Source organism: Ectobacillus sp. OTK, from assembly GCF_059698935.1.
Genome location: NZ_AP048547.1, coordinates 167,501 through 183,256, shown reverse-complemented (window position 1 = coordinate 183,256; position 15,756 = coordinate 167,501). Strand labels below are relative to the sequence as shown.

Genomic DNA, 15,756 nt, shown 5'->3' with positions numbered 1-15,756 from the left:
TTATCTTTCTAAGTCACCTTTCCATTCGAGCATTCCACCGGTCATATTTTTAATTTTAAACCCGCGTTCATGCAACCATTCACTCGCTAATCCACTCCGGTTTCCTGAGCGGCAAACAATAATATGTTCCTTGTCTTTTTCAATCTCATTTAATCGTCGTAGGACTTCTCCAAGTGGAATATGTCTTGAACCTGGAATGCGTCCTTCTCTTACTTCATTCGGTTCACGAACATCTATAATACTGTCTAACTTCCCTTCTTTAAGACGTTTTGACACCTCTTCGGGTGTAATTTCTTCAATTGTTCTTGTTTTGGTCATTTTCATTCCTCCAGCTAAGTACAAAAAAACTTAAATCCTTCACTAAAATATTATTTTGGCTAGATACACCGATAATACTCAGTTATTTTTTAGAACTTAGATATCTTCTTTTTCTACATACAGAAAAAGCAAATTACTTTAATTAGAAATTTACCTTTTCACAAATCTAGGACTTATGAATTATTTCATTAAAATGCAGCAGTAACATTTCCATAATTAGGTAATAAAAATGTTTTCCATCTGAAATAAGAATGATAAGTTTTCAGGATAGAACTTTCATGATTTTATCAAAAAATGCACCATTGTAATGGAATAAAAAGAATTTCGTCCAGTAGAAATCAAAGAAAAAAAGACCCAATCCAAAATAATTGGATTGAGTCTTTTTTAGTTACCGACTTTTTTGTTCAGTTACCAACTTTTTTGTCTTTCAACACTTTCAACAGTTGGAAGAACATTACAAAGTCAGTTCACAACTTTTTTGTCTTTCAACAAATAGAACAAAAAGAATTTTGTCTGATAGAAATCGAAGAAAAAAAGACCCTATCCAAAATAATTGGATTGAGTCTTTTTTCAGTACCCAACTTTGTTGCCTTTCAACAACAATCATAGAAGTTGGAATTGTAGTAAGTTCATCTGGATAAATAATTGAATATTTCATTCATCATGCACAAACGAAAAGGGTATTGAAAGGTTATCAATTGGTTCGTCCATTGCTATTGATTTAGATACCTCACACTTTATAATACTTAAATAACCCTCTATTACCTTTGACAAGTAATCAGTTAAATCAATAGTCATTTGCATGTGGTGTTTATGTCTGTCCTGCGAACCTATTCCATCTCCAACTTCAAATAAGCAATATTCTCTCTTATTAATGCCATTAATGTTCAGACAAACGGAGTATCTCCAAATTTGCATGCCATCAATGGGGTCTTTAGCAATAGTTAATTTAGCAATTAAATCCCCTTTATCCTTTTCCGAAAAGTGGCTTTTTATCTCACTGGCTATTTCATGTATATTAAATATTTCCATGATATCCCTCCCTTTTTAGTTTAATTATTTTCAATAATCGATTATCCTTGAAAAGTGATGAGAACTAAATAAGGAGAGATATTTTTATGAGTGTCGGAAAAAATCCAAAAACAAAAGAAATATTCGAACGTTTCCATGGTAAAATTGAAGAAGTTTTGGAAGCTAAATTTGAAATGAGCTATAACACGCTGGATGATATAACAATGATCACTTTTGGTTCTGTTAAAAATGCATCAAACTTTAAGATGACTATTTATGAAGAAAACGGTAGTAAATACGTACCAAACACTTTAATCAAAATAGACAAATGCACGTTAAAAATAAATTATTTTGAAGTTTATCCTACTAAAGTAGGGCTTGGAACTAAGTTATTCGAGGAATTATTAAACCTTATTAGTGGTATTCAGATTAAAAGAATAGTTGCGATTCCAGAAAGTGATGGAGCAAAAATATTTTGGGAAAAGAACAATTTTATTACTTTTGGAGATTATGATACTCAATTGTATTTAGATATCTAATCTTTTCACCGAACATCTGTAATTCCTGTCTCAGCTGACTCGTGTTCCCGCTGGCATTGAAGCAGCATCTTTGGATCATTACTGTACATAGAATCGGGGTTATTTCTATAAGAGTCAAAAATTTCACAAGTAGCCTTTGTTAATGGAAAATTTACGTTTAGATTTAATTGTAACTTCATGGAACAAAAAGAATTTCGTCAGATAGAAACCGAAGAAAAAGGACCCACTCCAAAATAATTGGATTGAGTCTTTTTTAGTTACCAACTTTGTTGTCTTTCAACATCAACATCTGTCCGTTTTTGAGTATACAACTTTATTTTTCAGTATACAACTTTAATTGCTAGTAAATGACTTTATTTTTCAGTATACAACTTTATTTTCCACGAACACCATATTAATCGCCATTCTAAAATCCAAATAGTTGACAAAGCAATTAAATAATAAAAATCGCTTTTCTCTGGGCAGATTTTTATTTGTAAGAAATTTAAATATAAGATTATTCACCAACTCGTTAAAGGGCTCGCTGTATGATTTTTTGGATAACTAAACCGATGATTACACCAGGTATAACACTAATGATTGGCAGCCAAACGGGTCCTAATAATACTCCAAAGAATTTTGCATTAGGGGAATACATACAGCCAACAGTAACAAAATAGGCAGAAAATACAAAGGGAAGAAAAGAAAAACGCTTTTTTCCTCCACCTGCATCTTTCCAGGCATCCCACATAGCAAAGAAATATAAACATGGGTAAAACATAATCCATTGATAATCAGTTAGAACAGTGGCTTCTTGTATCTTCCCCTGAAAACTTAACATAATGATCATATTGAAGTTTGCCTTTACATTGATAAGAAACTCAAGAAAAACAAATACTAATCCCTTTATTATTTTTCCATTTAGGAATTGACCGAACCCAGGAAGAGCAATACTCCATAATAACTTTTCTATTGGAGTAGAAGAATTATCCATTAATTAACTTCTCCCGCTCATCTGCTTGTGGGGGTTCCTCTAACCAGCCATGATTAATCATAATATTGGCTCCATCCTCTGCGTACAGGGCAATTTCAGGAATTAATGTGGCATATCTTAATCCCAAATCTCTTCTTGGGCTTGCTGCCAACGCCATACCATAATTTCCAACTCCTGCTGCAACCATCGCCGATATTTGAAACATCATCAGTTTATCAGAAAAAATTTGTGTGGTACTGTCTGAAATACCTGAATCCCAACTCATTGGAGCAGGCAAGTCTTCTTTTGTCAAAAAGTTGGTAAATATGTCTATATGCTTTTGGGCGATTTGTTTTCCTCTTAAAAAATATTGCTTTACCTCGTCTCTTTTCGCAGTCTGTGCAAATCCAGTAATCAAGGCTTTTCCAATCGCATTAGTTTGAACATTTAAAAACAAATGAGTAACTTCCACCGCAGTAATTGCTCTTTTCTTTCCAAAAAAGCCAGCCAAAAACTGTTGCTTCTCCACAAAATCAACCTTGTCGGGAGTAGATATAAAAGGTGGTCTTATATGAACTCCTTGTTTTAACATCAGTCTCCGTGCCAGGTCTTGTAATCCTACTACATCATTTAATACACCTTTATGAAAATCAACAACATCTTCACGTGTAACTAAACCCAATGCTGCTCCACTTGCAGACATTCCAAGGATGGACATCTGTTTTAAATACATTAAAACAAATGTATCTGAAAAAAGTCTGGGTGCGTTAGGATTTACATCGTCTTCGGTAAACCCAATAGGAATTGGAAAGTTTTCTTTTCTAAAAAGATCTTTCAAATCAGATATATGACTTTTAGAAGTATTCAAAGCAAATTCAATAACAGGGCGTATCTCTTCGTCTTCCACCTTTTCTATAAAATGGCTGTTCATGCAAATGGAGACCGTATCGTTGATATATTGAGCCCATAATCCTGACATTTCCGCTGCGGTTAAACGAATTTTTGTTTTATTTTCCATATGAATAATCCTACTTTCAAGATTTTTCTATACTGTGTAAAGGAATAACCCTATAAAAAGCATTTTGTTATGTTTATTTTTTATCTGAAAATATGTTCTATGCCAGATTAAATTTTTTCATAAATGGATATTAGGAACACTTTGAATATTAAAATCCATTTTAGGACTAATTTACCTATGATAAGAAGTTACCTCTAGGAACAAACTTTACTTAAAAAGTGTGGAGGTAAATGTCTTTGGATATTTTAACAAACCCAATATCTGTATCAGAAATAGGAACACTGTGGCTCACATACCAAGAAAAAACAATGATTATGAGATTATTGGAATATTTTATAGAAAAATCGGATGACCAACAAGCTAGGAATATTTTGGGTGGCTTATGGCAAGAACTGAATTATTATGTTTTAGAGATGGAAAACATTTTTAAAGAAGAAGGGATGGCAAAACCTGTTGGATTTACAAAAGAAGATGTTAACTTAGAAGCTCCCGAACTTTACGACAAAGGATTTGACATCATGTTTCTTCGGATAATAAAAGAAGTTAGCATGGGTATGTACACCATGAACATGAATATGGCGTACAACACTAAAGTGATGAATATCTATGAGGGGCTAACGACTGTTACTCAAAAGATTTATAAACTATCTACCCTGTATCTTCTTGAAAGAGGAATTCTCACACTTCCTCCAAAAGTAACAATGCCTAAAAAAACGGAGTTTATTAAAGGAACAGACTATATGAACGGATTTAATTTGTTTAGCGAAAAAAGACCTTTAAATGACATTGAATTAGGTTTTCTCCACCACGGCATTGAGTCAAATAATATTGGATTACAGTTGATAACTGGTTTTGCCCAATGTGCTGAGAATAAGGACGTTAAACAACATTTTGTGCATGGATTAGAACTTGCCAAGAAACAAATTAAAACATTTACAGAAATCCTTTTAGAAAGTGATATTCAGTTTTCTGCCACTTCTGGAAGCTCAGTCACTACTTCAACCGTTGCTCCATTTTCTGAAAAGTTAATGATGTATTGCATTTTTTTCCTCAATGGATTTAGTATGGTTGGAAACAGCTTTGGGGGTTTTTTTAGTTTGAGAAATGATATAACGATGAAGTCAGCATTAATTGCTAAAGATATATACTTATTTGCCCAAGAAGGAATTAAAATCATGATAAAGCATGGATGGTTTGAGGAACCGCCACAGATGGAGGACCGACCTGAATTAATAAAGAAGTGAATGGTATCAATATGTTTTTCAGGGGAAAATTATGCTTAGTGTTAGTATTAACACTAAATTCCAATGTGGAGGGATGTATTTTGAAAACACTTGTTAGCTTAATTTCAAACTTGATTACTTTGGTAATTAAAGTTGCATTCTTAATAGAAAATATTGACGGTAAAGTTAAGTTATTGCTTAATAAGATAATCGACAGATTAAACTCTTTATTAAGAATGCCAAATTTGACTTAAGTTTGAAGTGTACCATCACAATTGTCCAGTTCCACATTATTTTAAAAAGGTAAGCACATTTATCGCGCTTACCTTTTTTCTATATTGCGAAGGAATGCAATTAAATTAACCTGCCCGTTACTTTAAGTACATCGCTTCACAGACTTTTCATCCAAGAAGTTGGATGGATTCTTATACAGGGAATCACAAAGCAAAACGCCATCACTGCTGCCTAAACCGATCAGACCCAGAATTAAATGAACAAGATTCCATCGTTCGTAGCCCCCATTTATAAAGTTTTATTTCAATTATGCTTCTTTAAAAGTAAATTTTTTATTTGTAACCGAACTTAACCCTCATAACTTTTTATAGGATCCTTAATAATAATATGAATAAAAAAGACCCAATCCTAATTGGATTGAGTCTTTTTTCAGTACCCGACTTTGTTGTTCAGTACCCGACTTTGTTGTTCAGTACCCGACTTTGTTGTTCAGTACCCAACTTTGTTGTCTTTCAACAACAACTATATGTTCAGCATTACCTATTATTCAACCGTCACAGACTTCGCTAGGTTACGTGGCTTATCTACGTCACACTCACGATGTAAGGCTGCATAGTACGCAATCAACTGCAATGGAATGACAGACACAAGCGGGCTCAATATTTCATGAACAGCTGGAATGACGAAACGGTCGCCTTCCATTTCTAAGCCCTTCATGGAAATCATGCATGGGTTCGCGCCGCGTGCTACAACCTCTTTCATGTTTCCGCGAATACCAAGGTTTACATGCTCTTGTGTGGCAAGGGCAATTACTGGTGTTCCGTTCTCAATAAGCGCAATCGTACCATGCTTTAACTCGCCGCCTGCAAAGCCCTCTGCTTGAATGTAGGAAATTTCCTTCAATTTCAATGCACCTTCTAGACCAACATAAAAGTCTACACCACGACCGATGAAGAAGCAGTTACGTGTTGTCGCAAGATACTCACGTGCGATTTGTTCCATCTCTTCTTTTTGGTCGCAAAGTGCTTCCATAGCACTCGCAATAATTCCTAGTTCCTTTGTTAAGTCCAATCCTACAGACTGTCCTTTTGCTTTTGCGATGTCTGCCGCCAAAATAGACAGAACGGCAAGCTGCGCTGTATATGCTTTTGTTGAAGCTACTGCAATTTCAGGACCTGCATGCAATAACAGTGTATAATTGGCTTCACGGGACAGTGTAGATCCCGGTACGTTCGTAATTGTGAGTGACTTATGGCCCATTTCATTTGTTTGAACGAGAACCGCACGGCTATCTGCAGTCTCACCGCTTTGTGAAATATAAATGAAGAATGGTTTTTCTGTCAACAATGGCATATTGTAGGAAAATTCACTCGCCACATGCACTTCTACTGGAATTTTAGCAAAATTTTCAATGAATTGCTTACCCACAAGCCCTGCATGATAGCTTGTTCCCGCTGCAATAATATAAATGCGGTCACTTTCTAAAATTGCATTGCGGATATCTTCGCTTAGCTCAACCTCTCCATCCTCATTGCGGTATTTGCTAATGATATTGCGAACAACAAGCGGCTGTTCATCAATTTCTTTTAGCATAAAGTGCGCATATGTTCCTTTCTCAATATCACTCGCATCAAGCTCTGCAGTAAAAGGAGCACGCTCAACAGTTTCGCCGGCTAAATTTTGAATTGTAATGCTGTTTTCTGTGACAAGAACCATTTCCTTATCCATAAGCTCAATAAATTGATTTGTCACTTGCAGCATAGCCATTGCATCACTAGCTACTACATTGAAATTATCGCCAACTCCGACTAGAAGAGGGCTTTTATTTTTAGCAACATAAATGATGCCAGGATTTTCTTTGTCAAGCATTGCCAATGCATAAGATCCGTGAAGCAGCTTTAATGTTTGGCGGAAGGCTTCCTCTACATTGGATCCTTCATGTACATATTTTTCAAGAAGCTGAACGATAACTTCTGTATCTGTTTCGCTTACAAATGTCGCACCTTGAAGATACTCATTCTTTAGCAGTTCATAGTTCTCAATGACACCGTTATGAACAAGCGTAAAACGCTGCGACGTGCTTTGATGAGGATGTGCATTCACCTTGCTCGGTACACCATGCGTTGCCCAACGTGTATGACCGATTCCAATGCTTGCCTCAATTGACATATCTACAATTTCGCGAAGCTTCGCAATACGTCCCTTTTCCTTAAAAACAACAACGCCATTCTCTGATTGAATTGCGATACCAGCTGAGTCATAGCCGCGATATTCTAATTTCTCCAACCCTTTTAACAAGATTTCTTTTGCATCCTGTTGACCAATAAAACCTACGATTCCACACATGTTCGAGTCGCCGTCACATCGACTTACTCTCTAACAAAACCTTATCCCCAAAACAAATGGTCTGAAAAACACATAAACATAAAACAACAGGGGCGTGCGTGCCTTCCGGTTGACACACACACTTTGCTAGAGCCGGTAAGCCTGTAACGGCTTCACCTGCCTCTCCTTAATTTAAATGGTATTCCCCCGTCCTTCTCCTGCATCATATTCTTACCTTTGTCCAGGAAGTCACCCTCCTGCTTTAAATAAGAATTTTCGGTTGTGATGAGCAACCGGGAGTCATCCGCCGAAATCTCGATAAAACTCCTCCTCGTCAACTACGTAGCCTGTAGTTCTGGCGCTTTATAAAAACTGTCTACATCCAGAAAAAGAACAAGATAATCGTACTGTAAAATAGGGAATAACGTCAATGAAAATTTAAATGAATATAACAAATACTATGCAAAAAAGAACAGATTTGTTCCTCTTCGCATAGCATTTGTAAAAATGAGACGACTACTCTATTCCAACTTCTTCCTTTATAACCTCTACGATACGATTTACATATTGCTCGCACATTTCTTGTGTCGGTGCTTCTGCCATAACACGAATTAAAGGTTCCGTACCAGAAGGTCTCACAAGGATGCGTCCGTTTCCTTGCATTTCTTCCTCTACAAGACAAATAATTTCTTGTATACGAGTATTTTCCAATGCTTGTTGTTTATCTTTAACACGAACATTGACTAATAGCTGCGGGAATTTTGTCATTTCGCTTGCAAGCTGTGATAAAGGCTTACCCGTTGCTTTCATAATATTCACAAGCTGAATGGCACTTAACATACCATCTCCCGTTGTAATGTAGTCAAGGAAGATAATGTGCCCAGACTGCTCTCCGCCGAGATTATAGCCGCCTTTACGCATTTCTTCCATAACATAACGGTCGCCTACTCCAGTTTGAACACTCTTAACACCGTTTGCTTCTAATGCTTTGTAAAAGCCAAGATTGCTCATAACAGTAGAAACAACAGTATTATGCTTTAATTTTCCTGTTTCACTCATATATTTTGCACAAATATACATAATTTGGTCACCATCTACAATCTGGCCATTTTCGTCCACCGCAATTAGGCGGTCACCATCACCATCAAACGCCAGACCAACATGTGCACCCTTTTCCTTCAAAAATGCAGCTAATGCCTCAGGATGCGTGGAACCAACACCTTCATTAATATTTACACCATTTGGAGATGTACCCATTGTTGAAATGTCCGCTTCCAAGTCTGCAAACAAATACGGTGCCAAAGAGGAGGTTGCCCCATGTGCGCAATCAAGTGCAACATGCAGACCCGAAAAATCCTCATCAATCGTTTGCTTTAAATATTGTAAGTATTTTTGTCCGCCTTCAAAATAATCATTAACTTGTCCAAGTTCTCCACCAACTGGACGCGGCAGTTCATCTACCTCTTTGTCAAGCAAAGCTTCAATTTCTAGTTCTTGTTCATCAGACAGCTTAAAGCCGTCTGAGCCAAAAAACTTAATTCCGTTATCTTGAACTGGATTATGAGAGGCAGAAATCATCACTCCTGCCTGTGCGCCCAATGCTTTTGTCAGATAGGCTACACCCGGCGTAGAAAGAACTCCCAATCGCATAACCTCTGCTCCAATAGACAGAAGGCCTGCTACAAGTGCTCCTTCCAGCATATGTCCTGACACGCGTGTATCGCGTCCGATTAGCACTTTAGGACGTTCAGTATTTTTTGTTAATACGTATCCACCGAAGCGTCCAATTTTAAAAGCTAATTCTGGTGTTAATTCACTGTTAGCAACCCCGCGTACACCGTCAGTACCAAAATATTTTCCCATCTTTTCAATCGCTCCTTTACACTGTTCCCTTAACTTTTGTCCACAATTTCTACTCTTGCATTTTTTTGTTTTAGTTCGAATGTCATATTGTTTGGACCACTAATTTGGACAGCTACATCATGTGTGCCAGGACCAAGATTCTCTACATTTACAGAAGCCTCCACGTCCGAAGCATCTAGTTTTTCTACACTTGCTGACTCTCCAGTCACATCAGCACTGATTTTCCCATTACTTGGATCAAGAAAACTCAATTGATATGCATCTTCTAGTCCCGTTATTTTAAGTGGAATATCATTTAGTGTTCGCTGTTCTTGCTGCTCTTGCTGTTCTTGCTGTTCTTGCTGTTCAATCTGTACAGTTATTTTGACTTTAGCTGGGGCTATTCTAACAGCCCCCTTTGGCACAGAAACAGCTGCATCAAATGTAACAGTGTCTGTTATCTCACTCAAGTCCACGACAACATCCTCTAAGGATTCAATACTATCTAATACATCCTTTGGACCATACACCGTGATTTCACTCGGTTCTACTGTAACACTCTTTAGTGTTAAGCCTTTCTGCAGGTTCCCCTCCTGCGTTACCTTAATTGGTAATGTCTTTTCTGGGGTAGCAACAGGCACCGTAACGTTTACAACAGAAGGATTTGCTTGTAAATTCAAAGTATTTCCAGACTTATCATATACCACTACCTTTGCTTCCTTTGTAAAGGTTTGGTTCACACCTTTTAAGTCTACATAAGCCTTAACTACCCCCACTTGTTCCAGCTGCGTTTCAGTTCCGGCAATTTCAATAAAGTTTGGCTTTGCAGAAGCCTTCCCTGCTGTATAGCCTTCTTCCATTTGATTATTATTTAAATATCCAACTTCTACGGGAAAGGCCTTTGATTTCTTTGGTTCAATCGTTACCTGTACTTTAGCAGGCTGTAATTTTACCTTTAAACTATCTGGAATACCGTTATATTGCAGACCAACCTCATATGTCCCTGGCTCATAGCCATGAAGATTTACAAAAACCTCAAATTGTTCTTTCATCTTTGTTTGGAGAATAGATGTATTAGATCCCTCCAAAGTTAGATCTACATGCTGCGGAAGGCCGCTTACAACATATTTATCCTGGTCATAATATGCCTCGACCTTCACATCTTGAATTGTTTCAGCAGCATCTCCCAGTGGAAGAGCAGCAGTTCCCTGCGGCTGTTTATCCAAATTAATAACCATGTATAGCATAAGAGCGAGTAATAGTGCAATACCTCTGAGAAACCAATGGTTGTCCATCAATTTATCCATCTCGTTTTCTCCTCCAGTTCCATAAAGATGCGGAAGAGGTTTTCATACTTCCCGTCAGTTCCTTTGTCAGCATTTCCTTGAGCTGTGCCGACTTTAAATCCCTGTGAAGCTCCCCATTTTTGGTAAGTGAAATATGCCCAGTTTCCTCAGAAACGACAACTGTCAAGCTGTCAGTAACCTCACTTATTCCAAGAGCCGCCCTATGCCTTGTACCAAGCTCTTTTGAAATGAATGGACTTTCTGAAAGCGGTAAGTAGCAGGCTGCAGCTTTAATCTTATCATTTTGCATGATAACGGCACCATCATGAAGCGGAGTGTTTGGAATAAAAATATTAATAAGCAATTCAGATGAAACATGTGCATCCATTAAGATACCTGTTTCTATGTAATCGCTCATACCCGTTTCCCGCCCAATTGAGATGAGAGCACCAATGCGCCGTTTCGCCATATACTCAGTTGCTTTTACAACTGCATCCACCACAGCCTCCTGCTCCGTTTCCACCGGGTGACTGCTGCGAGCAAATAGACTTCCCCTCCCAAGCTGTTCCAATGCTCGTCGCAGTTCAGGCTGAAAAATAATAATGACCGCAAGAAATCCCCAAGTCAACGTTTGCTTCATCATCCAATAGAGTGTATTTAACTCTAAATAATAGCTGAGAATGCTCACCAAAATAATGACTGTAATCCCCTTTAAAAGCTGTACTGCCTTTGTGCCGCGGATTACAAGGATTAGCTTATATATAACAAACCACACGAGGGTTATATCTACAATATTGCTGAGATACGTTTTGAGTTCAGTCATATCTCCTAAAGACATATTCTTACCCTTCCTCCATGAACACGTATTTACAATAACTAAATAATTATACCATAACAATAGCATGCTTACAAAGAAAGGGAAAAGCAACCAAAGCTGCTTTTCCCTTTTACTTTAACTTTTCTCCAAATAATGAGCCCATTAAGGCAACTGCTGTCATTGCTGTCTTATTCTTCTCATCTAAAATAGGATTTACCTCTACAAACTCAGCTGATGTAATAAGATCGGATTCAGCAAGCATTTCCATGGCAAGATGTCCCTCCCGATAACTAAGCCCCCCAATAACAGGGGTTCCCACGCCGGGCGCATCGTGCGGATCCAAACCATCTAAATCAAGAGATAAATGAACTCCATCAGTATGGGCTAAATAGTGAATCGTTTCCTCCATGACCGCCGCCATTCCTAATCGATCGATTTCATGCATAGTAAATACTTTAATGCCTTCTTTGCGGATAAATTCTTTCTCCCCATCGTCAAGAGCCCGAGCTCCAATAATGACGATGTTCTCCTTTTTTACCTTCGGACATATCCCATAGAGATTTGTAAGAACAGCATGACCATATCCTAAGCTTGCGGCCAGGGGCATACCATGGATATTACCAGATGGCGTGATATCTTCCGTATTTAAATCCCCATGGGCATCAAACCAAATAACTCCCAGATTCCTATAATGCTTTGTAACTCCAGCTAACGTTCCGATAGCAATGCTATGGTCTCCTCCAAGAACAACAGGGGTGCGCTTGCGCTCTAACACATGATCAACCTTCGTCGCCAGTTCTGTACACACTGTCACAATTTGCTTTAGGTTTTTTAGCTTTGGGTTCTCATCAGGTTCATTTCGATTCGGACGCTCTACATATAAATCGCCTAAATCCTCTACATTATAGCCTATATGCTCTAGTCTCTCAATCATACCGGCATAACGAATAGCACTCGGCCCCATATCCACCCCACGCCGCATTTGACCTAAATCCAAAGGAACCCCAATAACCGAAATTTCCTTCCGCATGTGTCATCCCCCTATTTACTTGCTAACATTCTAAATATTCTTTATTCTATGATTCAACTCAACATTTCTTGTATACTTACTAAATAAGAAAAGCTGGAGCGCCTCGTTTAGCTCTGAAAGGAAAACAACCCATGGATAAAACGCGAGATTCGGGCAAATCCGATTTACAAAAGCTTCCTGTATGTTTCTTTCCTATTGTAAAGACACTTTTTTTGTAGGGAAGATTATTTGACTGCGGGGGATTGAGCACTACAGCTAGACAATACCTCCAGAATTTATACTTTTTTATCCTTTAAAAATAAAAAAGCCCTAAATCTTTTTAGATTTAAGGCTTTTTTCTTTATAGATTATGGAGCCTAGCGGGATCGAACCGCTGACCTCCTGCGTGCAAAGCAGGCGCTCTCCCAGCTGAGCTAAGGCCCCGTATGGAGCGGAAGACGGGATTCGAACCCGCGACCCCAACCTTGGCAAGGTTGTATTCTACCACTGAACTACTTCCGCATATTTTCATGTGAGCCATGAAGGACTCGAACCTTCGACCCTCTGATTAAAAGTCAGATGCTCTACCGACTGAGCTAATGGCTCGTAATGGCTGGGCTAGCTGGATTCGAACCAACGAATGACGGAGTCAAAGTCCGTTGCCTTACCGCTTGGCTATAGCCCATTGATTTAACTACAAGACATACATCCTCGAATTCACTTCTTAGAAGTAAAGGTAAACAATTCGACATTTCTTAGATACTTGCTACTACACATAACAAAAACAACCACTGTTACATAGCTGCTTCTTCATACATATAGTATAACAATCTTTAAACGCTTTATTCAAATAAAATGGTGGAGGGGGACGGATTCGAACCGCCGAACCCTGAGGGAGCGGATTTACAGTCCGCCGCGTTTAGCCACTTCGCTACCCCTCCAATATGAGAATAAAAATGGAGGATGACGGGCTCGAACCGCCGACCCTCTGCTTGTAAGGCAGATGCTCTCCCAGCTGAGCTAATCCTCCATATGTTGGTGACCCGTACGGGATTCGAACCCGTGTTACCGCCGTGAAAGGGCGGTGTCTTAACCGCTTGACCAACGGGCCAAAAAATAAATATTTCAAGAGCTCCCAACCGGGCTTGAACCGGTGACCTCTTCCTTACCATGGAAGTGCTCTACCTACTGAGCTATGGAAGCATGGCTCCGCAAGTAGGATTCGAACCTACGACCTATCGGTTAACAGCCGATTGCTCTACCGCTGAGCTATTGCGGAATATGATCATAGTCGTTTCAATAAAAGCTTTTGTTCCAGGGGTTAAAAAATCCATAGCAACCTAATAAGGCTGGCCTAGCGACGTCCTACTCTCACAGGGGGAAACCCCCAACTACCATCGGCGCTGAAGAGCTTAACTTCCGTGTTCGGTATGGGAACGGGTGTGGCCTCTTCGCCATCATCACTAGACCTATTTTGTTTGAAGGATATTCCTTCAAAACTAGATAACATGCTGTGCTGTGTAATTATGATTAAGCCCTCGATCGATTAGTATCTGTCAGCTGCACGTGTCGCCACGCTTACACCTCAGACCTATCAACCTGATCATCTTTCAGGGATCTTACTAGCTTGACGCTATGGGAAATCTCATCTTGAGGGGGGCTTCATGCTTAGATGCTTTCAGCACTTATCCCGTCCGCACATAGCTACCCAGCGATGCCCTTGGCAGAACAACTGGTACACCAGCGGTGCGTCCATCCCGGTCCTCTCGTACTAAGGACAGCTCCTCTCAAATTTCCTGCGCCCGCGACGGATAGGGACCGAACTGTCTCACGACGTTCTGAACCCAGCTCGCGTACCGCTTTAATGGGCGAACAGCCCAACCCTTGGGACCGACTACAGCCCCAGGATGCGATGAGCCGACATCGAGGTGCCAAACCTCCCCGTCGATGTGGACTCTTGGGGGAGATAAGCCTGTTATCCCCGGGGTAGCTTTTATCCGTTGAGCGATGGCCCTTCCATGCGGAACCACCGGATCACTAAGCCCGACTTTCGTCCCTGCTCGACTTGTAGGTCTCGCAGTCAAGCTCCCTTATGCCTTTACACTCTTCGAATGATTTCCAACCATTCTGAGGGAACCTTTGGGCGCCTCCGTTACACTTTAGGAGGCGACCGCCCCAGTCAAACTGCCCACCTGACACTGTCTCCCGCCCCGATGAGGGGCGCGGGTTAGAACTTCAATACAGCCAGAGCGGTATCCCACAGGCGCCTCCACCGAAGCTGGCGCTCCGGCTTCCCAGGCTCCCGCCTATTCTGTACAAGCTGTACCAAAATTCAATATCAGGCTACAGTAAAGCTCCACGGGGTCTTTCCGTCCTGTCGCGGGTAACCTGCATCTTCACAGGTACTATAATTTCACCGAGTCTCTGGTTGAGACAGTGCCCAAGTCGTTACACCTTTCGTGCGGGTCGGAACTTACCCGACAAGGAATTTCGCTACCTTAGGACCGTTATAGTTACGGCCGCCGTTTACTGGGGCTTCGATTCAAAGCTTCGCCTAGAGCTAACCTCTCCTCTTAACCTTCCAGCACCGGGCAGGTGTCAGCCCCTATACTTCGCCTTGCGGCTTCGCAGAGACCTGTGTTTTTGCTAAACAGTCGCTTGGGCCTATTCACTGCGGCTCTCCTTACGAAGAGCACCCCTTCTCCCGAAGTTACGGGGTCATTTTGCCGAGTTCCTTAACCAGAGTTCTCTCGCTCACCTTAGGATTCTCTCCTCGCCTACCTGTGTCGGTTTGCGGTACGGGCACCAAATACCATCGCTAGAAGCTTTTCTTGGCAGCGTAGAATCAGGGAGTTCGCCCATAAAGGGCTTCCCCATCACAGCTCAGCCTTTACGGTAAGCGGATTTGCCTGCTTACCAGCCTAACTGCTTAGACATGCACAACCAGCGGCATGCATCCCCTATCTTTCTGCGTCCCTCCATCGCTCAAACGGTAAAGAGGTGGTACAGGAATATCAACCTGTTGTCCATCGCCTACGCCTTTCGGCCTCGGCTTAGGTCCCGACTAACCCTGAGCGGACGAGCCTTCCTCAGGAAACCTTAGGCATTCGGTGGATAGGATTCTCACCTATCTTTCGCTACTCATACCGGCATTCTCACTTCTAAGCGCTCCACCAGTCCTT

The 15,756-nt window shown here is 40.2% G+C and carries 11 protein-coding genes, 9 tRNA genes and 2 rRNA genes (1 of these 22 running past the window's edge); 2 read left to right on the top strand and 20 right to left on the bottom strand.

The genetic code is table 11. From position 1 onward, the window contains the following. Both AC6HZ4_RS01030 and AC6HZ4_RS01025 read right to left on the bottom strand, forming a co-directional pair. On the bottom strand, nt 1-318 hold the full coding sequence (locus AC6HZ4_RS01030; protein WP_497493188.1) for a rhodanese-like domain-containing protein: 318 nt from the start codon (nt 316-318) through the stop codon (nt 1-3). Nucleotides 319-972: 654 nt separating this feature from the next. Further along, a complete protein-coding gene (locus AC6HZ4_RS01025) occupies nt 973-1,350 on the bottom strand; it encodes a hypothetical protein (protein ID WP_497493187.1) in 378 nt (125 codons plus the stop codon). 86 nt (nt 1,351-1,436) lie between these two features. Between AC6HZ4_RS01025 and AC6HZ4_RS01020 the strand changes: the two genes are divergently transcribed. Beyond that, nucleotides 1,437-1,868, top strand: a complete 432-nt coding sequence (locus AC6HZ4_RS01020; RefSeq protein ID WP_497493186.1) for a hypothetical protein — start codon at nt 1,437-1,439, stop codon at nt 1,866-1,868. A gap of 511 nt (nt 1,869-2,379) precedes the next feature. Here the strand turns inward: AC6HZ4_RS01020 and AC6HZ4_RS01015 are convergent. Next, nucleotides 2,380-2,841 carry a hypothetical protein gene (locus tag AC6HZ4_RS01015; RefSeq protein ID WP_497493185.1) on the bottom strand — a complete coding sequence of 154 codons (462 nt, stop codon included), beginning with the start codon at nt 2,839-2,841 and terminating at the stop codon, nt 2,380-2,382. Then, the gene (locus AC6HZ4_RS01010; RefSeq protein ID WP_497493184.1) at nt 2,834-3,838 is read right to left on the bottom strand and encodes a DUF3231 family protein; all 1,005 of its coding nucleotides are present in this window, start codon (nt 3,836-3,838) and stop codon (nt 2,834-2,836) included. Before AC6HZ4_RS01010 ends, AC6HZ4_RS01015 begins: the two co-directional genes overlap by 8 nt. 236 nt (nt 3,839-4,074) lie before the next feature. Here AC6HZ4_RS01010 and AC6HZ4_RS01005 point away from each other — a divergent pair, with 236 nt between their 5' ends. Continuing rightward, a complete protein-coding gene (locus AC6HZ4_RS01005) occupies nt 4,075-5,082 on the top strand; it encodes a DUF3231 family protein (protein ID WP_497493183.1) in 1,008 nt (335 codons plus the stop codon). 756 nt (nt 5,083-5,838) lie between these two features. Here the strand turns inward: AC6HZ4_RS01005 and glmS are convergent. The 16 genes from glmS to AC6HZ4_RS00925 all read right to left on the bottom strand — a co-directional run. Further along, the gene (glmS, locus tag AC6HZ4_RS01000) at nt 5,839-7,641 is read right to left on the bottom strand and encodes a glutamine--fructose-6-phosphate transaminase (isomerizing) (RefSeq protein WP_497493182.1); all 1,803 of its coding nucleotides are present in this window, start codon (nt 7,639-7,641) and stop codon (nt 5,839-5,841) included. Nucleotides 7,642-8,136: 495 nt separating this feature from the next. After that, entirely contained in the window at nt 8,137-9,483 is a 1,347-nt protein-coding gene (gene glmM / locus AC6HZ4_RS00995; RefSeq protein ID WP_497493181.1) for a phosphoglucosamine mutase, read from the bottom strand. A gap of 29 nt (nt 9,484-9,512) precedes the next feature. Beyond that, nucleotides 9,513-10,769, bottom strand: coding sequence for a CdaR family protein (locus AC6HZ4_RS00990; protein WP_497493180.1), 1,257 nt, complete (start codon nt 10,767-10,769; stop codon nt 9,513-9,515). Next, entirely contained in the window at nt 10,762-11,586 is an 825-nt protein-coding gene (gene cdaA, locus AC6HZ4_RS00985; protein ID WP_497493179.1) for a diadenylate cyclase CdaA, read from the bottom strand. The genes AC6HZ4_RS00990 and cdaA overlap by 8 nt, the downstream gene beginning before the upstream one ends. Before the next feature lie 109 nt (nt 11,587-11,695). Further along, complete coding sequence (gene rocF / locus AC6HZ4_RS00980; protein WP_497493178.1) at nt 11,696-12,595, bottom strand: arginase; 900 nt, start codon at nt 12,593-12,595, stop codon at nt 11,696-11,698. A gap of 350 nt (nt 12,596-12,945) precedes the next feature. Then, nucleotides 12,946-13,018, bottom strand: a tRNA-Ala gene (locus tag AC6HZ4_RS00975). A gap of 3 nt (nt 13,019-13,021) precedes the next feature. Continuing rightward, a tRNA-Gly gene (locus AC6HZ4_RS00970) sits at nt 13,022-13,096 on the bottom strand. Between the two features lie 11 nt (nt 13,097-13,107). Next, nucleotides 13,108-13,180 (bottom strand) — tRNA-Lys (locus AC6HZ4_RS00965). 4 nt (nt 13,181-13,184) lie between these two features. Beyond that, nucleotides 13,185-13,259, bottom strand: a tRNA-Gln gene (locus AC6HZ4_RS00960). Nucleotides 13,260-13,430: 171 nt separating this feature from the next. Then, nucleotides 13,431-13,515, bottom strand: a tRNA-Tyr gene (locus AC6HZ4_RS00955). 16 nt (nt 13,516-13,531) lie between these two features. Then, nucleotides 13,532-13,604, bottom strand: a tRNA-Val gene (locus AC6HZ4_RS00950). 6 nt (nt 13,605-13,610) lie between these two features. Further along, a tRNA-Glu gene (locus AC6HZ4_RS00945) sits at nt 13,611-13,685 on the bottom strand. Nucleotides 13,686-13,704: 19 nt separating this feature from the next. Continuing rightward, nucleotides 13,705-13,777: transfer RNA gene (locus AC6HZ4_RS00940), tRNA-Thr, on the bottom strand. Between the two features lies 1 nt (nt 13,778). Then, a tRNA-Asn gene (locus AC6HZ4_RS00935) sits at nt 13,779-13,853 on the bottom strand. A 73-nt stretch (nt 13,854-13,926) separates the two neighbouring features. Next, nucleotides 13,927-14,042 (bottom strand): 5S ribosomal RNA (gene rrf / locus AC6HZ4_RS00930). Nucleotides 14,043-14,100: 58 nt separating this feature from the next. Then, nucleotides 14,101-15,756: ribosomal RNA gene (locus AC6HZ4_RS00925) — 23S ribosomal RNA — on the bottom strand; it runs 1,270 nt beyond the window's last position.